Here is a 21,317-nt window from a genome sequence, read left to right on the forward strand (position 1 = left end):
AGCTCCGACACTGTGCGCTCGCCTTTCAGCGCCTCTAACGCAACACGCGCCTTGAACGCCGCGTCATGGTTCCTGCGTTTCTTCATGTTCTGATCTCCTCGTTCTTGGAGACCAGCAGACGTCAGATCGTAGCTTCCGTCACTGTCCGATTTTCGGGGAGTAGCTCAGTAGTTCTCCTCGTTGGCATGGGGTGGTGTGATCCCCGCGACGATCTCCTTGAACATCTCTAGGCTTCTGGGGACTAGCTTCTTCTTACCCAAATAACGCCAGAACATCTTGAATGACGAAAGATGGTTTGTCTGTGTCCCAGCAGCTAGGTGAGCAAGGTGTGTGCCTACAAAATCCCCTAAGCTATCTTCTGTGACGTCATCAGCGAACTTGAACACCGACAGGAAGGCTCTGACGTGACGGGCTTTGTTCTCAATCGTTTGACCACTTTGCCGGGTACGCAAGTCATCAAGAAATGGCTGTAGGTGTTCAGACAGCAGGACAGCTTGCCCAGTGGCTACAAGGTAAGAAACAAATGCAGTCTTATCCCCATCCTCATCCATTTCCACAGCTAGGCTGAAAGCTGCTTCTTGAATTTCCCACTCTGGAGAGCCTGCTTTACGTCCTACCTCTATCCAGTTTCTCCATTGTGCTGATCCTGTCTTGCCGCTTTTGGCCTCTTCAATCAGCATCTTCCAACTATGGATGACAGGCAGAACCTTTATCTTGGCTACAGAGAGGGAGTCTGTGCCTAGAGACTGAACAAACCTCTTCTTACCTATCACTTGGCGCTGGCTGTTGGTACATCTAGGACTGCATACCAAAGCCTTCTTCTCTTCTCTAGGTGAGTGGCCATAACGATTCCCCATACGTTTCCCACCTACATCTAGAGTCTTTATGCCAATATATCAAAAAATAAGGCGGATTCATGTATTTTCCGTGTTTGTTCCAAACCCCATACTTTTCACCGCTGATAAACCCAGTGTTGGTGACGGTCGTTGTTCCCGCATCGCGAACAAAGAGCGAGAGGCCAGATCCGTTGGCAATGATGGTGCCGTGGTTCAGGAGTGTCGATCCGATGCCATCCAAGATGACCCCGTCGCCGTCTTCCTCAGCGCCGGTGTAGCCAGCCAGCAGAACGCCGCCGGCTTGAATAACAATGGTCTGAGCCTCCTCGCAGCCGATGGTGTTAATCGCATCATCATGGGCCATCACCACGCCCGACAAGGTGATCTGGTGCTGGCCAGAGTTGGCGAGAATGGCGTCCGAGGTCAGCGAGATCAGCGTCACGCCGCTGCCAACATTCAGATCATCGTTTCCGGTTAACACATAAACCATGCCTGCGACGGTCTGGCTGGTAGCTTCAATCAACATGACACTCTCCAAAGGAACAAAGTCTTAATTTGGTTTGATTTTTAACATTATTTCGCCGCACTGTCATCTGGGTCCGGCCAGGCGTTTTGGGCTGGGTTTCGCCGTGTTTGGCGCTATTGTCGCGCCATGACGCCTGATCTTCTTCTGGCCCTTCTGGGGTTTACCTTCGCCACCTCGGTCACGCCGGGTCCGAACAACATGATGCTCTTGGCCAGCGGGGTGAACTTTGGCCTGCGCCGGACCATCCCGCACATCTTGGGGGTCTGCACCGGGCATGCGTTCTTGGTCTTGATGACCGGGCTTGGCCTGTCAGGGCTGTTTCGCGCGGTGCCAGAGGCGATTGTGGTGCTGAAAGTCGTGTCGGTGATCTACATGCTGTGGCTTGCGTGGAAGATCGCGCATGCTGCAGCGCCGCGTCCTGGTGTGGCGGGGGGCAAGCCCTTTACCTATTTGCAAGCGGCGGCCTTTCAATGGGTTAACCCTAAGGCTTGGGCGATGGCGATGGGTGCGATCAGCGCCTATGCGGGCGATGGGGGCTTTGGTGCGGTTCTGACGATTGCGGTGGTCTTTGCCGCCGTCAATCTGCCCTCGGTCAGCCTTTGGGCCACCTTGGGCGAAGTGGTGCGCCACTGGCTGCAATCCCCCGAGCGACTGCGTGCGTTCAACTGGACCATGGCCGCGCTTTTGGTGGTCAGCCTGATCCCGGTTCTGCGGATCTGATCAGCGCAGCCAGAGGTCGGCCCTTTTCAAAGCCGCCCGAATGGCCTGTTCACGCCGGGGCAAATCGGCGCGGTCAAACATCTCGCGCGCCTTGCGGCCCCGGTTTTGATAGATCATCAGCCGCGCCGGTTCATAGTCACGCAACAGACGGCGCAGCTCTTTCTGTCCCGCCACCTCTTCCAAGACATCTACCACGCGGTCACTTTCGCGGGCGTAGAGCAGGGGCAGGTTGCGATAATGGCAGGTGATGTCACCATCCAGACCGCCAAGCTCTGGCCCCGGCCTGCCACCGCCCAAAGCGTGAATGACCAAGGGCAGCGCGATCTGGTCGAGCCAGGGGTCCAGCGACTGCGCGGCCAGTGCGGGGGGGATGTTGTCGCGGATGGACCGCGCATAGCTGAGAAAATGCTCACCAAAGACCTTGGGGCTTTGGTGGAAGAACCAGCCCGCGTTAAAGTAAAGATAGCGCTGCCAATAGTCCTGCGGTTGGGATGGGTCGAGGGAGCTAGCCATGTCTAGGCCAAAGCGATCATAAAGCGCGCCCCAGATTTCGGCGTAGCCCCCGTTGTAAAGCTGCGGCTCTGGCCAGGTCCCCTCGCGCCGCATCGAGGCGGAGGGGCGGGTAAAGTCGAAAGGCACCCGCCCAAGATCGCCCAAGATCAAGGTGTCGGTGTCTAGAAACAGGAACGGCTGATCGGGCAGGGCGGCCAAAGCTTCAATCTTGTTGCCATGCGGGTAGCTTTGGCCAAAAACCTTGTTTTCAAACGGCAAAAACGTCGCGCCCATGCTTTCCAGCATCTCGCGGATGCCGTCCGATTTCAGCCGTGGATCGCGGTTCCAGCGTTTGCCGGGCTGGGGTTCGGCCAAGAACACCTTGCCTTGAAAGTCGGGAGTGTTGGCCTTGAACGAAGCGAGCAGCAAGAGCGCCTCATAGGCGAGCCTGCCATCTTGCACGATGGCCAGCACATTAAAGGCGGCGCGGAGTGGTTGGCTGTCAATCATTTGGAAACAATGCCTGAAATATGGCGCGACTATAGAAAGATAAGGTCAGAATAGAAAGCCCGGCCCCGCTTGCCAGTCTATGCTATCGGGGCCGGGGGATGCTTCAGGCGCTGGGGCTAAAGCGCAAGGACAGGCAGGACATGCCGCCGTCGAGCTTTGCACATTCCGAATTGCCAATCTCGCGCAGGTTAAAGCCTGCCGCCACCAGCTTGTCCCGGGTGCGCGGGAAACCGGCTGGAAAGAGCACCAGATCGTTAAATCGAATGGCATTGGCGCAGGCCTCTTCGCCCGGCACGGTGTGGATCACCCGAGAGCCTTTGAAACAGCCCGAGGCGTCCAGCCGTTCGGTGGCCAGAATGGTCTCGGCGTCTAAAAGCGAACAGTCGGTTTTGAAATGCAAAACCCCCGGTGGGGTAAAGACCTCGCGCAGGCGGTAGCCCCAATCGGCCACGATCTCGGCCAGCTCTGCCACCCCGCCCGCATTGGTGCGCGCCGATCGGCCAACGAGAATCTCGGTCTCTGTCGTCAGGATGTCGCCCGCCTCGATGAAATTCTCCGCCCCCGTCACCGCCCGCACATCGCCATAAAGCGCGCGCAGATGCGGAGCCATTTCTGCCGCCTCCCCTAGGCGCGACGGCGCGCCGGGCCGCATCACCACCGCGCCCTCGGGCAGGCACAGGGCGGTGTCCTCGACAAAAAGGCTGTCGGGAAAGGCCTCAAGCGCGGGCAGTTCCACCACAACCGCCCCGGTTGATTTCAACGCCGCGATGTAATCGGCGTGATCGGCGCGCATCTGCGCCAAATCGGGTGCGCCGGTGTCGACCGCGCGCAGGCCATGAATGGCCGAGGCGGGGGGCTGGCGGGTGATGGCATGGGTGAAGCTGTAAGAGCGCATGTCGGGGCTTTCAAAAGTTTGCCCGCGCAATCCATCACGCATCAAACGAAAAAACCAGCCCGAAGGCTGGTTTTTCGCACCGCTTGTGACGGCAAAGATGGTGGGCGATCCTGGAATCGAACCAGGCATGAGTCGCCTCGGCGGAGTTACAGTCCGCTGCCACACCTTGTAGCATATCGCCCACTGGCGGCGTGATTACCGAAGGCGATGGGGGGCGTCAATATGCCAAACGGGCGCTTTGCGTGAATTATCGGGCGGCAAGTCACGGATGGCAAAGGCTTCGGCATGATTTGGCGCTTGCCAAAACCAACGCTTCTGGCCAGAGCATGGGCCAGCACGAAAGGGCAGGGCGATGGCGAGAAAACCGGATTGGGTGGTGGACAAGGAACGCGGCCGAAAGGCTGAGGCAAAGGAAACCGTCTGGCTGTTTGGTTTGCACGCGGTGCGCGATGCGCTGGTGAACCCTGCGCGCGAAAAGCTGCGGCTGGTGGTGACCAAGAACGCCTTTGACAAGCTGGAAGAAGCCGTGGCCGAGGCGGGCATTGCGCCCGAAATCGTTGACCCGCGCCGCTTTGACGTGCCGATTGACGAAGGCTCGGTCCATCAGGGCGCAGCGCTTGAGGTGCGACCCTTGAACTGGGGCAAGCTTGAGGATCTGGCGATCTCGGGGGCGGGAGAGCCGCTTTTGGTTCTGTTGGACCGGGTGACAGACCCGCACAACGTGGGCGCCATCCTGCGGTCCGCCGAGGTGTTCGGCGCGCGCGCGGTGATTGCACCCCGCCACCATTCAGCACCCGAAACCGGGGCTTTGGCCAAAACCGCAAGTGGCGCGCTGGAACGGCAGCCCTATCTGAAGGTCACCAATCTGGCCGATGCGATGGTTGAGCTGAAGGCGATGGGCTACACGCTTGTTGGTTTGGATGGCGAGGGCGATGTGCCCTTGGTCGAAGCGCTGGCCTCCACCAAGGGGCGGCCTTTGGCGCTGGTCATGGGGGCCGAAGGCCCGGGCCTGCGCGAGCGCACCCGCGAGACCTGCGATGTTATTGCCCGCATTCCCTATGCCGGGGGCTTTGGCAGCCTGAACGTGTCAAACGCCGCCGCGGTCAGCCTTTATGCGGCCAGCACGCGCTAAAAGGATCACAAAGATGCGAGGGGTCTTTAACGGCGGGACAGGCTTCCCATCTGTAAAGACAGAAAGCGGGCCTGGAACCCCGGTTTCGTCTGTCAACTGTCCCTCGTTCCACACCTTGCGCCCGGGGCTTGTCCTTGGGCGCTTTTCTTTTGGAGGATGAAGATGACCGATGACGCCCGGATTGCCCGCATTCTGACCGATGTCAAAACCATCGCCCTTGTCGGCTGGTCGCCAAAGCCCGACCGGCCCAGCCACCGGGTTGCCGCCTATCTCGCCGCACGGGGCTATCGGGTGATCCCGGTCAATCCCGGCCAAGCCGGTGAGGACAGCGGTCTGGGCGAGGTGGTGCGCGCCTCGCTGGCCGAGGTGGGGCCGGTCGATATGGTCGACATCTTCCGCCGATCCGAGGAGGTGGGGCCTGTGGTGGAGGAGGCGATTGCCTCGGGGGCAAAGGTGATTTGGATGCAACTGGGCATTGAGAACCCCGACGCCGCCGCAAAGGCCAAAGCGGCAGGGATGGAAGTGGTGATGAACCGCTGCCCGGCCATCGAAATTCCGCGTCTGGGGCTTTAGGCTGATTTCCGGATCAGAAACTCGCGGCTAAAGCCGCCACAGCCGCACCGGGGCCTTGGGCCCGCGGGTGATGATCTTTTTCGCCTCAAGGTCCAGTTGAACTGATTTGACCCACCAGCCCGCGGTGTCGCCGCCGGGGAAGAGGGTTTGATCGAGCAACGGCTTTACGGCCTCGATCACCTCGGCGGGCGTCAAACCTGGGGCGCTCTTGGGCAAGATGGCTAAGACGGCGCGTTTCATCTCGGCGAATTTCACCGCATCAACGCGGTAGGTCTTTCCGGGCTGGCCAACGTTTTCAATGTCGATTTGGGTCATATGTGCCTCCCAAAGTCGGAAACGCTAACTGCGGGCGGCCTTTTCGGCAAGGCCCGAGGTCCCCTCGCGGCGTTCCAGTTCCGCCAGCACCTGATCGAGCGTCACATCGCGCGCGGCCAGCATCACCAGCAGGTGATAGAGCACATCTGCGGCCTCAGCGGTCAGCTTCTCACGTTCGCCCTTGACCGCCTCGATGATCGCCTCCACCGCCTCTTCGCCGAATTTCTCGGCGCATTTTTCCGGGCCTTTGGACAAGAGTTTCGCCGTCCACGAGCTTTCGGGATCAGCCCCTTTGCGGGCCTGAATGGTGGCGGCCAGTCGGTTTAATGCGGTCATGTCAGCCTCATGGGAATGCCGGCGGCGGCCATATGGGCTTTGGCCTGACCGATGGAATATGTGCCGAAATGAAAGATCGACGCGGCCAGAACCGCGCTGGCGTGGCCTTCGGTCACGCCTTCGACAAGGTGATCCAGCGTGCCGACCCCACCTGATGCAATCACGGGGACCGTCACCGCATCCGCGATGGCGCGGGTCAGCGGCAGGTTATAGCCGCCCTTGGTGCCGTCGCGGTCCATCGAGGTCAGCAGGATCTCGCCCGCGCCCTTGGCCGCGACTGTGCGGGCGAACTCCACCGCATCAATGCCCGTGGGTTTGCGCCCGCCATGGGTGAAAATCTCCCATTTTCCGGGGCTAACGGTTTTGGCGTCAATCGCCACGACAATGCATTGCGAGCCGAACCGATCCGCCGCCTCGGCCACCACATCGGGGTTGGCGACGGCGGCAGAGTTGAACGACACCTTGTCAGCCCCAGCCAGCAAAAGGGCGCGCACGTCGTGATGCGTCCGCACGCCGCCGCCGACGGTGAGGGGCATGAAGCATTGCTCGGCGGTGCGGGTCACCAGATCAAACATCGTGCCGCGATTTTCATGGGTGGCGTGAATGTCGAGAAAACAGAGCTCATCCGCCCCCGCCGCGTCATAGGCGCGCGCAGCCTCCACCGGGTCACCCGCGTCAATCAGGTTGACGAAGTTCACACCCTTGACCACGCGGCCATCGGCGACATCAAGGCAGGGGATGAGGCGGGTTTTCAGCATGGGCCAAGCGTCCTTGCGGGCAATGCGCCCTACATAAGCGGTGCCGGCCCGGCTGGCCAGCGGGCTTTTTCCTGCCGATGCCTGAGCGCGCGCTTTCGCCGTGTCCGATTGCCTGCAAGAATTGACCCGTTCAGTCAGGGGTTTGCCATGCCGCAGCCAAGTTCAAGACCGGGCCTGCGCTATGGCGCTGCCGCGCTGTCTTTGGGCATGATCGCACTCTGGGGGTCGGAAAACCTGTTCTGGACGGTGCCGCAAGAGCCGTTGAAGCTGATTGAGTGGGGGGTCACATGGGCCGCCTATTCGCTGGTTGCGGCTGCGGCCTTGTCGGTGTTGCTCTGGGCCGGCATTGGTGGCTGGCGTGCGGCCTTTCTGGGCGGCGCGGTTTTGGGCTTTGGCATCGAAGGCGTGATCGTCGACACGATGTATGACGCCTTTCCGGCGCAGATCGTCTGGACGCCTTTGGCTTGGCATGGGGTTGTGACAGGGCTTTTGGTGTTTGCGCTCCCGCGCCACTTGGCGCGCGGTCATGTGGCTGTGCATCTCATTGGTCTTTTGGCCCTTGGCCTTCTGGGGGCGATTTGGGGTCTATACTGGCCCAATGAGCGGCCTGTGATGCCGGGTTATGAGGTGGCGCTGCCCTATCTTTTCGGCCTTGCCCTGCCGGTTGTTGCAGCCCATGTCGCGCTGGACAGGCTGGGCCCGCTTGATCGCCCTTTACCCCTGATCCTGTGGGCAGCCCCGGTGGCGCTTTTGATCCTCTGGCTGGTGCGTGGGGTCTTGACCGGCTCCGTCGTGGTTCTCGCCTGTCCGGCGATGATCCTCACGACGGCATGGATCCTGCGAAGGCTGGGTCGTTCGGGTGAGCCGGTTTCCTTTGGCCCCGCCGCGCCCCTCTGGCGGCATGGGCTGTTCTTGCTGATGCCTTTGACGGTTGCGATGCTGGTCGTGCCGGGGTGGCAGGTCTTTGGACCGGTTGCGGCGAATGTGCCCGTGGCCCTTGTCACTGGGGCGGTGGGGTTGGGCCTGTGGCTATGGCTGCTGTGGCAGGCGGCACGCGCGCCGCGCTAAGCGCGCAGCGCCACAAGCGCCGCCGCCAGATCAATCGCCCCATCATAAAGTGCGCGGCCCGAAATCGCGCCCGCGATCACCCCAGTGTCGCGCAGCGCGGTCAGATCGTCCATCCGGCTGACCCCTCCGCTGGCGATGACGGGGATCGACACCGCTCGGGCCAGCGCCTCGGTCGCCTCGATGTTGGGGCCCTGCATGGCGCCGTCGCGGTCAATGTCGGTGTAGATGATCGCAGCCACGCCAGCGTCTGCAAAACTGCGGGCAAGGTCAGTGGCCTGCACCGTGGTTTCGGTGGCCCAGCCTTTGGTGGCCACATACCCCTTGCGGGCGTCAATGCCCACGGCCACCTTGCCGGGAAAGGCGCGGGCAGCTTCACGGACAAGGGCCGGGTTCTCCACCGCCACCGTGCCAAGGATCACGCGCGAGAGGCCCTTTTCCAGCCACATCGCGATAGTGGCCATGTCGCGGATGCCGCCGCCCAGCTGGGCGGGCACTTTGACTGCCTGCAAGATCGCCTCAACCGCCGCGCCATTCACTGGCACCCCGGCAAAGGCGCCGTTCAGATCAACCAGATGCAGCCATTCGCAGCCTGCGGCCTGAAATTTCAGCGCCTGCGCGGCCGGATCATCGCCAAACACCGTGGCTGCCGACATCTCACCGCGCAAAAGCCGCACGCACTGGCCGTCTTTCAGGTCGATGGCGGGGTAAAGGATCATCGCAGCGCTCCGATTTTGATGGCGTTGCATTAGGGGCGCGCGCGCCAAATGCCAAGGCCCGATTGGCGACCTCACGTCATGCTGGACAGACGCCCGCTTTGCGACAAAAGATGGCGCAACCTTTCAGGGAGGGAGGATGTGATGAAAAAACTGATGCTGGCTGCGGCGATGGTTGTGATGGCAGGGACGGCCTTTGCCGATCCGGTGCATGGCATATGGAAGACCAAACCCGACGACAACGGCAATTTTGGCCATGTGAAGATCGAAACCTGTGGCGCTACGATTTGCGGCACCTTGGTCAAGGCCTTTGACGGGGCGGGCAAAGAGATGGACAGCCCCAATGTCGGCAAAAAGATCGTTTGGGACATGGTGGCTTATCCGGACGGGCTTTATGACGACGGCAAGGTCTGGTCGCCGGATCGTGACAAGACCTACAACTCGGACATGACGTTGAACGGAGACACGCTTGCCGTGCGCGGCTGTGTTCTTGGGATTTGCCGCGATGGCGGCACCTGGACGCGGGTGAACTAAGCGCAGGTTTCGGGTCGTATCAGCCTTTGGCTTCGGCTAGTCCTGGGGGACGGGTGGAGGCTGGTATGACTGCGAAAAACTGGGCGACTTTGGCGATCCTTTCCATTTTATGGGGGGGATCGTTTTTATTTATCGAAGTGGCTTTGACCGGGTTTCCGGTCCTTACCATTGTCTGGGCGCGGGTCGCGGGCGCGGCGGCTGTCTTGGGCCTGTGGTTGGCCGTGGTCGGGCCCGGATTCCCAAGTGGTCAGGCGGCTTGGGCGGCGTTGCTGGTCATGGGGATCTTGAACAACGCCGTGCCCTTTACCCTGTTTGTGCTGGCGCAAGGCCAGATCACGGCGGGGCTTGCGTCGATCCTGAATGCCACGACCCCGCTTTGGACGGTGATTGTCGCCCATCAATTCACCCGCGATGAACGGCTGAGCGCCAGCAAGGCCGCGGGGCTCCTGTTGGGGTTTCTTGGGGTATCGGTGATTGCAGGCGGTGACACGGCGGGGCATTTTTGGGCTATTCTGGCCTGTCTTGGGGCCGCGGTGTCTTATGGGTTTGCCGGGGTCTGGGGGCGGCGGTTCAAGGCCATGGGGCTTGCGCCGATGCAGGTGGCCTTTGGGATGCTGGCCTCGTCAAGCCTTTTGGTCTTTCCGTTTTGGCTGGGGATTGACCGTCCTTGGCAGGCGGACGCCCCGGCATTGGCCCCAGTTTTGGCGCTTGCTGCTTTGGCCACCATGTCGACGGCGCTGGCCTATGTTTTGTATTTCCGGCTGTTGGCACGCGCCGGGGCGACCATGCTGTCTTTGGTAACCTTGCTTATTCCGGCCTCGGCGTTGGGATTGGGGGCCTTGGTTTTGCAAGAAGCAATCTTGATGCATCACCTCATCGGGCTGGCGCTCATTCTACTGGGCCTGTTGGCGATTGACGGAAGGCTGTCCAAATGGCGCGGCTAGGCGGGGGCAGGGCGGCAGATGATGCGGAATGGGTCGCCTTTGCCGCGCGGAGGGGCGGAGAGGGGTTGATTTACGCCGTTGCCTCAACCGGCATTCATTGCCGCGCAGGTTGCCCGGCCCGCACGCCTTTGCGGGAAAATCTGCGGCTGTTTGGAACGGTGCAAGAGGCTGAATCTTGTGGCTTTCGCGCCTGCAAACGCTGCGGCGGCGGGGTGGAGCGCTGAGACTGGCTGTGCAAAAAGCCGTGACAAAGCGCCAATGTCTTGGGGGGCACAGAAGCTGCCATCTGGCGTCAAGACCACATTAGCCGCGTCGCACAACCAAAGGCGACGGAACAGGTGTGTCAGAACCCTGTTTTCAGCGCGCGATTAGGGTGTCCATGTCAGGAAATTGCCAATGAGACGCAGGCCGAGCGCTTGTGATTTCTCGGGGTGAAACTGCATGCCCACCATGGTGTCACGACCGATGATGGCGGTGATGTCACCGGCATAGTCACAATGGGCCAGCCGGTGGGCCGGGTTGGCGACCTTGAAGTGGTACGAATGCACGAAATAAGCGTGATCGCCAGTCTGGATGCCGTTCAGCACCGGGTGTGCATGATCAATCACCAGATCGTTCCAGCCCATATGCGGCACTTTCAGTGCAGGGTTGGCCGGGGTGATCTTCACCACCTCGCCGGGGATCCAGTCAAAACCCTTGGTATCCTCATACTCGCGGCCCCAAGTGGCCATCATCTGCATGCCCACGCAGATGCCAAGGAAGGGGCGGGCGCGGGTGGTGATGGCCTCCTCGATCGCCTCAAAGAGCCCACCATAGGCCCCAAGCGCCTTGCGGCAGGCGGGAAACGCGCCGTCACCGGGCAGCACGATCCGGTCGGCGCGGGCCACATCCTCGGGGCGCGAGGAGACAAGGATATCCCCCGCCCCGGTTTCCACCGCCATGCGCTGAAAGGCTTTTTCGGCGGAGTGAAGGTTGCCGCTGTCATAATCGACGAGGACGGTGAGCATATCTGAACCCTTGGTGCGTGTGGTCCTGTCGGATGCCTCCGGCGGGAGTATTTGGGCCAAGATGAAAGGCTAGAGCGCGCCCTTGGTCGAGGGCAGCACGCCAGCCATGCGAGGATCAGGCTCCACCGCTTCGCGCAGCGACCGGGCGACCGCTTTGAAAGCGGCCTCCGCGATGTGGTGGCTGTTGAAACCGTGAATCAGATCAACATGGAGCGTGATGCCGCCATGGGTGGCGAGGGCTTGGAAGAACTCGCGCACAAGCTCGGTGTCGAAGGTGCCGATCTTGGGGGTGTGGAAGGGCAGGTTCCAAACCAAAAAGGGCCGCGCGGACAGATCCAGCGCGCAGGCGACTTGCGTGTCGTCCATCGCGAGACGAAAGTGGCCATAGCGGCGGATGCCCTTTTTGTCACCCAGCGCGCGGGCCAAGGCTTGGCCCAGGGCAATGCCGCAATCTTCCACCGTGTGGTGGTCGTCGATGTGCAGATCGCCCTTGGCCTTCAGCGTGATGTCGATCAGCGAATGGCGGGCGAGTTGGTCAAGCATATGGTCGAAAAAGCCCACGCCCGTCTGGCAGGCGGACTGGCCGGTGCCATCGAGGTTCACCGCGACCTCAATCGCGGTTTCATGGGTCTTGCGGGTGATCTCGGCCTTACGCATGGGGCTCTCCGTCTCGGATGGCTGCCTTATAGGCTGCGGGGGCGGGCTTGCAAAGCCTTTGATCCCGCGACTAGATGACCTTCAGTTCAAGGCACCGGGGATGTGGGATGCAGTGTTTCAAGGCCTATGACATACGGGGGCGGCTGGGTGATGAGTTGACCCCCGATATCGTGCGCACCATCGCGCGGGCCTTTGCCGAGGAATTGGGCGCGCGCCGGGTGGTCTTGGGCCATGATCCGCGCGCCTCTTCCGAGGAATTGGCGGCGGCGGCAGCGGAGGGGCTGAGGGCGGCCGGGGCGGAGGTGCTGTTTCTGGGCCTGTGCGGCACAGAGGAGATGTATTTTGCCACCGACCATCTGGGCGCGGATGCGGGCATTGAGGTGACGGCCAGCCACAATCCGATGGATTACAACGGCATGAAGCTGGTGGGACCGAGGGCAAAGCCGTTGTCGGCACCGGTTTTCGCTGCGGTGCGGGCGCGGGCAGAGGCAGGTGCGTTCGGCGCGGCGGGGCAGGGTGTTCTGACCCCTGTGGACACGCGGACCGAGTATGTGGCGCGGGTGATGTCCTTTGTCGATGTGACGGCACTGCGGCCGTTGCGGGTGGTGGTGAACGCAGGCAACGGGGCTGCGGGGCCGACCTTTGACGCACTGGCGGCTGCATTGGCGGCGGCGGGCGCGCCTTTGGAGTTCATTCGGTTGCACCACGCGCCGGATGGCCGTTTCCCTAATGGCATCCCAAACCCGCTTTTGCCCGAAAACCAACCGGTGACGGCCGAGGCCGTGCGCACGCATGGGGCCGATCTGGGCGTTGCTTGGGACGGCGATTTCGACCGCTGTTTTCTCTTTGACGAAACCGGAGCCTTTGTGGCGGGGGAATATGTTGTTGGCCTTTTGGCCGAGGTGTTTCTGGCCAAAGAGCCGGGGGCGTCGATTGTGCATGACCCAAGGGTAATCTGGAACACTCAGGACGTGGTGGCGCGGGCTGGGGGCCGGGCGGTGATGGCCCCGACGGGCCATGCCTATCTGAAGGCCGCGATGCGCGAGCATGGCGCGGTCTATGGCGGCGAGATGTCGGCGCATCACTATTTCCGCGATTTCATGTGCTGTGATTCTGGCATGATCCCATGGCTTTTGGTCGCCGAATTGATGGGGCGGACGGGGCCAAGCCTGTCGCAGCTTTTGGCGGCGCGGCGGGCGGCTTATCCATCGTCGGGCGAGGTGAATTTCAAAGTGGCGGATACGAAAAAGATCATCGCCAAGATCGCCTACAGCTATGGCGCGCAGGCCGAGGATGTGGACCATCTGGACGGCCACAGCTTTGACATGGGGGCGTGGCGGTTCAACCTTCGCGCGTCAAACACCGAGCCCTTGCTGCGGCTGAACGTCGAGGCGCGGGCCGACCTTGGCGGCGACGCAGCACTTGTGGCGCTGAAGGTTGACGAGTTATCGGCCTTTATCGCAGGCTAACTGCACGGCGCTGGGATGCCTGCGGTGATATGGCAGGGCCGACGACATGGCCGCCATCGGGCGCGCAAAAGCTGCATAATGTCGCGACCTGCTTTAGGCCCAGACCTGATCGGGATCCGGCAGCGGGATCGCGTCCAAAAGCTCGCGCGTGTAGGCGGCCTTGGGGGCGTTGAACACCTCTGCCGTTGGCGCGTTTTCGACGATTTCACCGCGATGAAGCACCAAGACCCGGCTGCACAGGCGGCGGATCACGCTCAGATCATGGCTGATGAAGGCGAGCGTCAGGCCCAGTTCCTTGACGAGATTTTCCAAGAGATTCAGCACCTGCGCCTGCGAGGACACATCCAAGCCCGAAACAATCTCATCTGCCAGAATGAAATCAGGCCGCAGCGCGATGGCGCGGGCGATGCCGACGCGCTGGCGCTGGCCGCCTGACAGCTCATGCGGGAAGCGGGCCGCGAAATGGCGCGGCAGACCGACATGATCCAGCGCATCCAGCATCTTCCCCTCAACCCCGTCAAAGCCATGCAGCGACAAGGGGGCGGCGATGATCTGGCCGACGCGGTGGCGCGGATTGAGGCTGGACATCGGGTCTTGAAAGATCATCTGAAAGCGGCGGCGCAGGGGGCGCAAGGTCGCCTCATCCAGATGGGTGATGTCTTGGCCGTCAAAGCGCACATGCCCGCCCGTCGGCTCCAAAAGCCGCACCATGGCGCGGCCAAGCGTCGACTTGCCCGAGCCTGAGCCGCCGACAATGCCCAAAATCTCGCCCTTGGGCAGGGTGAAGCTTAGCCCTTTGAGGATTTCAAGCCGGGGTGCGGGCCCCAACAGGGGCTTGCGCGTCATGTCGGGCAGCGACAGATGCAGGTTTTCGATCTGATAAAGGTCAGCCATGGCGGTGGCTCCGGTCATGGGCGGCCACTTCGGCCTGCACGGCGGCAATAACCGCCTCGGGCACCGGGGTAAGGCTCGCGTCGGGGTCGGTGTATCTCGGCGTGGCGGCGAGGAGCGCGCGGGAATACCCATGCGCCGGTTCGCGGAAGAAATCGCGCACCTTGGTGCTTTCCACCACCATCCCGCCATAGAGAACCGAGAGCGACTGGCAAACCTTAGAGACCACCCCAAGGTCATGGGTGACAAACAACAGCGCCGTGCCATGGCGGGCCTGCAAATCGGCGATCAGTTTCAGAATCTGCTTTTGCACCGTCACATCCAGCGCCGTCGTCGGCTCATCCGCGACGATCAGCTTGGGTTCGGCGGCAAAGGCCGAGGCGATGAGGATGCGCTGGCGCATGCCGCCTGACAGCTCATGTGGATAGGCGCGCATGACGCGTTCGGGGTCGGGGATCTGCACCTCAGCCAACAACGCGCGCGCCCGGGCCTCGGCCTCAGCGCGCGGCCACCGCAGGATGTCGACCAGCCGGTTGGTGATCTGCGGCCCGATCCGGCGCGAGGGGTTCAGCGCGGTCAGCGGGTCTTGCGGGATCAGCGCGGCGGTTGCGCCGATCCGGCGGCGGCGTTCGGCGGGGGGGAGGGAAAGAAGGTCCACGCCATCAAGTTCAATCGCGCCGTGGGTGATCTCGATCGAGCTTGGCAAGATGCCCAGAACCGCCTTGCCGATCATCGACTTGCCAGCCCCGCTTTCACCGACGAGCCCATGGACCTCGCCCGCGCCCACGGTCAGCGAAACATTGCGCAGAATGGGAAAGGTGGTGCCTTTCAGCCGGGCCGACAGGCCCTTGATCACCAGATAGCTCATCTCAGCACCGGATCGAAACGGTCCTTCAACCCTTCGCCAAGTTGGGAAAACGACAGCACCGTCAGGAACAGCGTGACGAGCGGGAAAATCAGCACCCACCAGGCTTGATGAATCGAGGTGCGGCCTTCGGCAATCATCCCGCCCCAAGTTGGGTCATCGGTCGAAATGGACAGGTTCACAAAGGACAAGATGGCCTCTACGATCACCGCGATGCCCATTTCCAGCGTCAACAAGACCACAATGGTCGGCAGCACATTGGGCAAGATTTCGGTGACCATGGTCGAGAGGCGCCTGCGCCCGGCCACTTGCGCCGAGGCGACATAATCCATGGCTCCTTGCGCCATCGCCTCGGCGCGCACCACGCGGGCAAAGCGCGTCCAGTCGATGACGACAATCGCGATGATGATCGACCACAGGCCCGGACCCATGACCGCGATCAACAAGATCGAGAACAGAACCGGCGGAAAGGCCATCCAGATGTCAATCGCGCGGCTGATTACGACATCAACCCAGCCGCGCAGGAACCCGGCCAAAAGGCCCAAGGTCGCGCCGATCAGACAGGTCAGGGTGCCCGCCACCAGCGCCACGATCAGCGCGACGCGCGCGCCATGCAGAATGCGGCTGAGCACATCGCGGCCAAGGCTGTCGGTGCCAAGGTAATAACCCGGCTCGGTGCCAAGCACCCAAAACGGCGGCAAGCGGCCCAGAAACAGGTCTTGCGCCAAAGGATCCTGCGGCGCGATCCACGGCGCCAAAACGGCCCCCAGCACCAAAAGCCCCAACCATGTGGCTGAAAGCCACAGACGCAAGCCGGCGCGGCGGCGGATGTGGGCGCGTGCATCAGCCATGACGCAACCGCGGGTTCAGCAGGGCATAGGACAGATCGACAATCAGGTTCACCGCCGTAAAGATCACGGCAAACAAGATCACGATCCCTTGGATCAGCGGCAGGTCGCGGTTGATCACCGCATCAATCGCCATATTGCCCAAGCCCTCATAGGAAAACAGCCGCTCGATAATCACGGTGCCCCCGATCAGAAAGGTGAACTGCACCCCCACCAGCGTCAGCGTCGGCAAAATGGCATTGGGCAACGCCTCGCGGGTGATGACATGGGTCTCGCCATAGCCCTTGGTGCGCGCCAGCGTCACATAATCGAGATGCATGGTTTCCTTCAGGCTTTGCTTCAACAACTGGCCGATGATCGCCGCCAAAGGAATGGCGAGCGCAAGGGCGGGCAGGAACATATGGCTGACGATATCGGCCCAGAGATCAAAGCGCAGGCGCACAAGGCTTTCTAACAGGTAGAAATCGGTGATGAAGGGCAACTCAAGGCTGGGCGTCACCCGGCCCGAGATGTGGAACACCGGCCACAAGACACCAAAGAGCAGGATTAACACCAAGCCCCACAGAAAATCCGGCACCGACAGCGCCATGCCATTGGCCACATCAATCCCCGCCTCCACCTTGGTGCCGCGCTGTCGCGTGCCGGTCAGCGCCAAGGCGCCCCCCATAATGGCGGCCATGACCAAGGCCATGATCGACAACTCCAGCGTGGCCGGCAGACGTCCCAAAACAAGGCTCAGCACCGGCTGATTGGTGGTGATCGACGTGCCGAAATCCCCCTGCAGCACACCCTGACACCAGATCAGAAACTGCTCGGGGATTGATGCGTCCAACCCATAGCGCTCGGTCAACCGCGCGATGTCCGCTTCGGTCGCCCCGGGCGGCAGCATCATGGCAATCGGGTTGCCCGGCACGATGCGAATGACGAAAAACACAATCACCGCCACCCCGATCAGGGTGATGGCCGTGGTCACAAGGCGCAACAGAAAGGCGCGGAACAACTGCATCTGGGGTGACTTGCCTGCGTTCGCCGCCAAAGGTCCCCGCCAAGGCGAACCCTGACGCGGCCTTCAATGCGGCCCAAATATCCTGCGGGGGGTCCGGGGGGCGCAAAGCCCCCCGGCCTTTTCGCAAAGGCGACGGGTCTGGGCTTACGCCCGCTTCATCAGATGCGGCAACAAGGAGCCCGAAGCATGCGGGGTCACCACCACGCCCGGCGCGGCCAAGACCGGCTGGACATATTGCAGCAAGGGGATGACCAGCGCGTTCTCAGCCACAAAGCGGTCCACCGCTTTCCAACCTTCGATGCGCTTGGCCTCATCCTGCTCACCCCACAGGGGGCCGATCATGCCGATCAGATCCTCGCCATCCCAAACCGAGTGGGGCGAGGGGCCGAACATGGCAAAGCCGGTCGAGGTCGTAGGGTCGCCCACCGAGTTGCCCCAGTTGTAGAAGGCGGCCGGTGCCAGAGTGTCCGCCCCGCGCAGCTCATAGTGCTTGGCGATCTCGTAGATCTCGATCTCGGCCTCGATCCCCACCTTGCGCCACAGCCCAACGATGGCTTGGACCATTTCGTAATCCTTAGGCTTAAAGCCCTTGGTGGTCTGGATCTTGAACTTCACCGGATTGTCCGGACCAAAGCCCGAAGCAGCCAGAAGCTCAATCGCCTTGGCCTCATCATAAGGCACGGTGATCGAGGCGTCATAGGCGTCGTATTCCGCGGTCTGCAGCGTGTCGATCTTCACACCATAACCGCCCAGAAGCCGATCAATGATCGCCTGCTTGTCGATGGCATGGGCTGCAGCCTTGCGCACGTTCGGGTCAAGCATCACGTCGATGTCGTTCAGGAAGATCATCCCGATGTCCGAGATCGGTGCCGCCACGCCGGTCATGGTGGCCTTCAGGCGGTCGTATTCCTCGTAAGGCACTTCCAGCGTGACATGCGAGTTGCCCGATTCGACTTCGGCCACGCGGGCCGCGGCGTCGGTGACGAACTTGATCGTCACGGTCTTGAACTCGGGCGCACCACCCCAGTAGTTTTCGTTGGCCTTCAGCCGCACGAAAGCGTTGCGCTCGAACTTTTCAACCATATAGGGGCCGGTGCCGATGGGCGCGGCCTCAAAGCCCTCTGCGCCGACCTTTTCGTAATAGGCCTTGGGCAGGACATAGCCGGTCAGGAAGTACATCCACTTGAAGATGGTGGGGTCGAACTGGGTCACATCGGCGATGACCTTGTTGCCCTCAACCCGGTGGTTGGCCAGCGTGCCCCAGACGAACTGAATGGGCGAGCCGGTTTCAGGGTTGGCCACGCGGGCAAGGCTCCACGCCACATCTTCGGCGGTGAAGGGGCTGCCGTCATGCCAGGTGACGCCCTCGCGGACGGTCATCCAAACCTGGGTCTTGTCATCGTTCCAGCCCCATTCGGTCAGCAGGCCGGGGGCGGGCTTCAGGTCAGGCTGTTGCAGGATGTATTGGTCAAAAACCGACTGATAGATGCCCTGAATGGTGGGGTTCACTGCCGAAGGGCCGACAGTCGGGTCCCAAGAGGGCAGGTTGACGTTATAGGCGATGACCAGTTCTTCAATCGCTTGGGCGCGGGCGGGCAGGCCAAAGGCCCCCGCCGCGACCGTGGCGGCTGAGATTTGCAGAAGGGAACGTCGTGAGAGTTTCATGGTGCTTCCTGTTGGTTGAGTTTCGTTTTTTGTCTTTTTTATTCGTTACTTGCCTGCCAGTTTTGCCGCCAGCATGGTGCCAGACCCCGCCCCTGTGCCCGCCCCGGGCCAAACAGCGGCGCCTGTCAGGTGCAGCTGTTTCAGCGGGGTTGATCCATCCGCATGGCCGCGCGCGGGACGGAACAGAAAGTTCTGCGCCAGATGGTGCGAGCCGCAGACCTGATCTCCGCCGACAAGATTGGGGTTGTCAGCTTCGAGATCATTCGGGGTAACAACGCGGCTGGCAAGGATTTTCGCACCTGTGCCCGGGGCATAACGTTCAAGGATCTGCAGCGCGCGCTGGGCAAAGGGTTCGGCCGCCTCTGCCCAATCGGTCGCGGCAATCTCGCCCTTGGCATCGCCCAAAATGGTGCCGGGGGCCATGCGGACCTGAACCCAAAGCACATGCTTGCCCTGCGGCGCGCGGCTGGGGTCGAACACGGTGGGCTGGCCGACCACAAGGATCGGCTCATCGGGCAACAGCCCGGCGCGGGCTTGGGCATAGGTGCGCGCCATCTGGTCAAGGCTGGGGGCGAGATGGACATAGGCGAAGGATTTCAACTCGGGCCCCGCCGCCCAATCGGGCAGGCTGTCCAGCGCGAGGTGAATCATCATCGTGCCGGGCGCATGTACAAAGCCGGTCATGGCGCGGTCAAAGGCCGGGGTGATGCCCCCGGTCAGGCGCGGCAGGGCCGAGGGTGCGACCCCGGCAATCACCGCGCGGGTGGCGGTGATCTTGCGGCCATCGGCCAGCTCGATCCCGCTGGCGCGCTGGCCGTCATGCAGGATGCGCGCAACAGGCGCGTTGCATTCAACCACCCCGCCACGCGCCTCAATCGCGCCGACAAGCGCACGAACAATAGTGTCGGCCCCGCCCTTGCCAATGGCCATACCGAAGGCTTGGCCTGCCATGCCTTCCAGATAGGGGAAAAGCGCCCCGCCCGAGATGTCGGGCGCGAAATCCAGATGCATGCCCCAAGCCCCAAGCATCGCCTGCACCTCAGGCGATTCGAAGGTGCGGCCTAGCCAGTCGCGCGGCGAGCGGGTCAGGAACTGCGCCATGTCGAGCGTGCCCGCCACCCCTTTGGCGCGCAGTGTTTTGAACATAAAATATGCAAGCGCACGAAACCCCATCGGGCTGCCCAAAAGGCCAAAGAGATGCGGGGCCTCGGCCGCAAAGCCCGCGAGCAATTCGCCCCACGTCTCGGCGTCACGCTGTGAAAAACTGGCGATCTGCGCCGTGGTCGCGGCCATGTCAGTGGTCACGCCGCACCAGCGCCCGTTCGGGAAGGCCGAGGCAAAGGGCTTGTTTACAGGCACGAATTCCGCGCCATGCTGGGCGAGTTCGGCGGCGTTTTCCTTGAAAAAGGCGCTGCCTGCGAACAGCGACAGGTTCATCGCGGCCCAGTCATGACGAAAGCCGGGCAGGGTGTATTCGCCTGTTTTCACCGCGCCACCCGCCACAGGTGCGGCTTCGAACAGACCCACGCGCCAGCCCTTCCGGGCAAGCTGCAGTGCACAGGCCAACGTATTGTGGCCAGCACCGATCAGCACCGCGTCAAATCTGTCCGCCATGGAGTTCCAATCCCCCCGTGATGAGAGGATATTTGCAAACGCATCCAATTCTGTCTAGGCTGAATCGTGAGGGGCGTAGATGCGCCCCACCAATAGGGAGATGACGATGACTGCTGCAAATGTGCTTGCCAGCCTTGCCGGCATGCTGGCTTCGGGTGGGGTTGAGGTGGTGGATTGCTCGGGCGTGCTCGGGCCAGAGACGCCCTTGCTGAAACTGCCGCCAGATTTCGCCAAGGACACCCCGCCGATCAAGATTCACCGCATTTCCGAATATGACAAGGACGGTCCTTTCTGGGCTTGGAACTGGCTGGAACTGGGCGAGCATTCGGGCACCCATTTCGACGCGCCGCACCACTGGATCACCGGCAAGGACTATGCCGATGGATACACCGACACCCTGCCGGTGCAGCGTCTTGTGGCCCCGGTCAACGTCTTGGATTTCGCCAAGGAATGTGGCGAGAACCCCGATTTCCTGCTGACCATCGACCATGTGAAGGCTTGGGAGGCCAAGCACGGCGCGATCAAGGCGGGTGAATGGGTTGTGCTGCGGTCCGACTGGGACAAGCGCGCGCACGATGAAAACCTGTTCCTCAATTCCAACGAGACCGGCCCGCACACCCCCGGCCCAACCGCCGAGGTGATCGAGTATCTCTTGTCCAAGGGCATTGTCGGCTGGGGCAGCCAGTGCATCGGCACCGATGCGGGCCAAGCCGGTGGCATGACGCCGCCCTTCCCGGCGCACAACCTTTTGCACAAGCACAACTGCTATGGTCTGGCCTCGCTGGCCAATCTGGACAAGCTGCCTGCCAAGGGCGCGATCCTGATTGCCGCCCCCTTGAAGATCAAGAGCGGCACCGGTTCGCCCATTCGGGCGCTGGCGCTGGTGCCACGCGGCTGATCGCAGCGCGTGACGCGAACGGGCAGGGTGGGCGGTCTCGCCCAC

The 21,317-nt window shown here is 61.9% G+C and carries 25 protein-coding genes and 1 tRNA gene; 9 read left to right on the plus strand and 17 right to left on the minus strand.

Features of this window, described 5'->3' with window-relative positions:
• Positions 1–164 precede the first annotated feature (164 nt).
• A complete protein-coding gene (locus AC72UB_RS08415; RefSeq protein WP_505189365.1) occupies positions 165–680 on the minus strand; it encodes a hypothetical protein in 516 nt (171 codons plus the stop codon).
• A 148-nt stretch (positions 681–828) separates the two neighbouring features.
• The gene (locus AC72UB_RS08420) at positions 829–1,362 is read right to left on the minus strand and encodes a hypothetical protein (RefSeq protein WP_505189366.1); all 534 of its coding nucleotides are present in this window, start codon (positions 1,360–1,362) and stop codon (positions 829–831) included.
• Between the two features lie 126 nt (positions 1,363–1,488).
• On the opposite strand from AC72UB_RS08420, the gene AC72UB_RS08425 reads away from it, so the two are divergent.
• Positions 1,489–2,082 carry a LysE family translocator gene (locus tag AC72UB_RS08425; RefSeq protein ID WP_505189367.1) on the plus strand — a complete coding sequence of 198 codons (594 nt, stop codon included), beginning with the start codon at positions 1,489–1,491 and terminating at the stop codon, positions 2,080–2,082.
• Here the strand turns inward: AC72UB_RS08425 and AC72UB_RS08430 are convergent, their stop codons facing one another.
• The 3 genes from AC72UB_RS08430 to AC72UB_RS08440 all read right to left on the minus strand — a co-directional run bounded on the left by AC72UB_RS08430 (position 2,083) and on the right by AC72UB_RS08440 (position 4,161).
• Complete coding sequence (locus AC72UB_RS08430; protein WP_505189368.1) at positions 2,083–3,084, minus strand: GT-B fold glycosyltransferase domain-containing protein; 1,002 nt, start codon at positions 3,082–3,084, stop codon at positions 2,083–2,085. It abuts the gene before it with no gap.
• Between the two features lie 103 nt (positions 3,085–3,187).
• Entirely contained in the window at positions 3,188–3,979 is a 792-nt protein-coding gene (locus AC72UB_RS08435) for a dimethylarginine dimethylaminohydrolase (RefSeq protein ID WP_505189369.1), read from the minus strand.
• A 98-nt stretch (positions 3,980–4,077) separates the two neighbouring features.
• A tRNA-Tyr gene (locus tag AC72UB_RS08440) sits at positions 4,078–4,161 on the minus strand.
• Between the two features lie 170 nt (positions 4,162–4,331).
• Here AC72UB_RS08440 and rlmB point away from each other — a divergent pair.
• Positions 4,332–5,111, plus strand: a complete 780-nt coding sequence (rlmB, locus tag AC72UB_RS08445; RefSeq protein ID WP_505189370.1) for a 23S rRNA (guanosine(2251)-2'-O)-methyltransferase RlmB — start codon at positions 4,332–4,334, stop codon at positions 5,109–5,111.
• Between the two features lie 162 nt (positions 5,112–5,273).
• Positions 5,274–5,684: a CoA-binding protein gene (locus AC72UB_RS08450; protein ID WP_505189371.1), complete on the plus strand. Its 411-nt coding sequence runs from the start codon at positions 5,274–5,276 to the stop codon at positions 5,682–5,684.
• A gap of 27 nt (positions 5,685–5,711) precedes the next feature.
• On the opposite strand, the gene AC72UB_RS08455 is transcribed toward AC72UB_RS08450, so the two are convergent.
• Genes AC72UB_RS08455 through hisF form a run of 3 tightly spaced genes read right to left on the minus strand, consistent with a single transcriptional unit; the run spans position 5,712 to position 7,093 of the window.
• Positions 5,712–5,999: a DUF6958 family protein gene (locus AC72UB_RS08455; protein ID WP_505189372.1), complete on the minus strand. Its 288-nt coding sequence runs from the start codon at positions 5,997–5,999 to the stop codon at positions 5,712–5,714.
• Positions 6,000–6,023: 24 nt separating this feature from the next.
• On the minus strand, positions 6,024–6,335 hold the full coding sequence (locus tag AC72UB_RS08460; RefSeq protein ID WP_505189373.1) for a phosphoribosyl-ATP diphosphatase: 312 nt from the start codon (positions 6,333–6,335) through the stop codon (positions 6,024–6,026).
• Entirely contained in the window at positions 6,332–7,093 is a 762-nt protein-coding gene (gene hisF, locus AC72UB_RS08465) for an imidazole glycerol phosphate synthase subunit HisF (protein WP_505189374.1), read from the minus strand. The genes AC72UB_RS08460 and hisF overlap by 4 nt, the downstream gene beginning before the upstream one ends.
• A 147-nt stretch (positions 7,094–7,240) precedes the next feature.
• On the opposite strand from hisF, the gene AC72UB_RS08470 reads away from it, so the two are divergent.
• Positions 7,241–8,161 carry a hypothetical protein gene (locus tag AC72UB_RS08470; RefSeq protein WP_505189375.1) on the plus strand — a complete coding sequence of 307 codons (921 nt, stop codon included), beginning with the start codon at positions 7,241–7,243 and terminating at the stop codon, positions 8,159–8,161.
• Here AC72UB_RS08470 and hisA read toward each other — a convergent pair.
• Entirely contained in the window at positions 8,158–8,877 is a 720-nt protein-coding gene (hisA, locus tag AC72UB_RS08475; protein WP_505189376.1) for a 1-(5-phosphoribosyl)-5-[(5-phosphoribosylamino)methylideneamino]imidazole-4-carboxamide isomerase, read from the minus strand. The genes AC72UB_RS08470 and hisA overlap by 4 nt on opposite strands.
• Before the next feature lie 141 nt (positions 8,878–9,018).
• On the opposite strand from hisA, the gene AC72UB_RS08480 reads away from it, so the two are divergent.
• The 3 genes from AC72UB_RS08480 to AC72UB_RS08490 all read left to right on the plus strand — a co-directional run bounded on the left by AC72UB_RS08480 (position 9,019) and on the right by AC72UB_RS08490 (position 10,576).
• Positions 9,019–9,408, plus strand: a complete 390-nt coding sequence (locus AC72UB_RS08480) for a DUF2147 domain-containing protein (RefSeq protein WP_505189377.1) — start codon at positions 9,019–9,021, stop codon at positions 9,406–9,408.
• A gap of 65 nt (positions 9,409–9,473) precedes the next feature.
• Positions 9,474–10,352, plus strand: coding sequence for a DMT family transporter (locus tag AC72UB_RS08485; protein ID WP_505189378.1), 879 nt, complete (start codon positions 9,474–9,476; stop codon positions 10,350–10,352).
• Positions 10,340–10,576, plus strand: a complete 237-nt coding sequence (locus AC72UB_RS08490) for an Ada metal-binding domain-containing protein (protein ID WP_505189379.1) — start codon at positions 10,340–10,342, stop codon at positions 10,574–10,576. Before AC72UB_RS08485 ends, AC72UB_RS08490 begins: the two co-directional genes overlap by 13 nt.
• Before the next feature lie 144 nt (positions 10,577–10,720).
• On the opposite strand, the gene hisH is transcribed toward AC72UB_RS08490, so the two are convergent.
• Positions 10,721–11,359 (minus strand): imidazole glycerol phosphate synthase subunit HisH, encoded by a 639-nt coding sequence (gene hisH, locus AC72UB_RS08495; protein ID WP_463289078.1) that lies wholly within the window; start codon positions 11,357–11,359, stop codon positions 10,721–10,723.
• A gap of 69 nt (positions 11,360–11,428) precedes the next feature.
• Positions 11,429–12,016, minus strand: a complete 588-nt coding sequence (hisB, locus tag AC72UB_RS08500; protein WP_505189380.1) for an imidazoleglycerol-phosphate dehydratase HisB — start codon at positions 12,014–12,016, stop codon at positions 11,429–11,431.
• Between the two features lie 107 nt (positions 12,017–12,123).
• On the opposite strand from hisB, the gene AC72UB_RS08505 reads away from it, so the two are divergent.
• Positions 12,124–13,485, plus strand: a complete 1,362-nt coding sequence (locus AC72UB_RS08505) for a phosphohexomutase domain-containing protein (protein ID WP_505189381.1) — start codon at positions 12,124–12,126, stop codon at positions 13,483–13,485.
• Between the two features lie 93 nt (positions 13,486–13,578).
• Here AC72UB_RS08505 and AC72UB_RS08510 read toward each other — a convergent pair whose 3' ends face one another.
• The 6 genes from AC72UB_RS08510 to AC72UB_RS08535 form a co-directional block, all read right to left on the minus strand.
• Complete coding sequence (locus AC72UB_RS08510) at positions 13,579–14,397, minus strand: ATP-binding cassette domain-containing protein (protein WP_505189382.1); 819 nt, start codon at positions 14,395–14,397, stop codon at positions 13,579–13,581.
• A complete protein-coding gene (locus AC72UB_RS08515; RefSeq protein WP_505189383.1) occupies positions 14,372–15,244 on the minus strand; it encodes an ABC transporter ATP-binding protein in 873 nt (290 codons plus the stop codon). Before AC72UB_RS08515 ends, AC72UB_RS08510 begins: the two co-directional genes overlap by 26 nt.
• Positions 15,241–16,092 carry an ABC transporter permease gene (locus tag AC72UB_RS08520; protein WP_505189384.1) on the minus strand — a complete coding sequence of 284 codons (852 nt, stop codon included), beginning with the start codon at positions 16,090–16,092 and terminating at the stop codon, positions 15,241–15,243. The genes AC72UB_RS08515 and AC72UB_RS08520 overlap by 4 nt, the downstream gene beginning before the upstream one ends.
• Positions 16,085–17,095, minus strand: a complete 1,011-nt coding sequence (locus tag AC72UB_RS08525; RefSeq protein WP_505189385.1) for an ABC transporter permease — start codon at positions 17,093–17,095, stop codon at positions 16,085–16,087. The genes AC72UB_RS08520 and AC72UB_RS08525 overlap by 8 nt, the downstream gene beginning before the upstream one ends.
• Positions 17,096–17,239: 144 nt before the next feature.
• On the minus strand, positions 17,240–18,760 hold the full coding sequence (locus AC72UB_RS08530) for an ABC transporter substrate-binding protein (protein ID WP_505189386.1): 1,521 nt from the start codon (positions 18,758–18,760) through the stop codon (positions 17,240–17,242).
• 45 nt (positions 18,761–18,805) lie between these two features.
• Complete coding sequence (locus AC72UB_RS08535; protein WP_505189387.1) at positions 18,806–20,374, minus strand: phytoene desaturase family protein; 1,569 nt, start codon at positions 20,372–20,374, stop codon at positions 18,806–18,808.
• Between the two features lie 106 nt (positions 20,375–20,480).
• On the opposite strand from AC72UB_RS08535, the gene AC72UB_RS08540 reads away from it, so the two are divergent.
• The gene (locus AC72UB_RS08540; RefSeq protein WP_505189388.1) at positions 20,481–21,272 is read left to right on the plus strand and encodes a cyclase family protein; all 792 of its coding nucleotides are present in this window, start codon (positions 20,481–20,483) and stop codon (positions 21,270–21,272) included.
• Positions 21,273–21,317: the final 45 nt, after the last annotated feature.

The organism is Allotabrizicola aquatica (SeqCode) (assembly GCF_965194375.1).
Classification (GTDB): domain Bacteria; phylum Pseudomonadota; class Alphaproteobacteria; order Rhodobacterales; family Rhodobacteraceae; genus Tabrizicola_A; species Tabrizicola_A aquatica.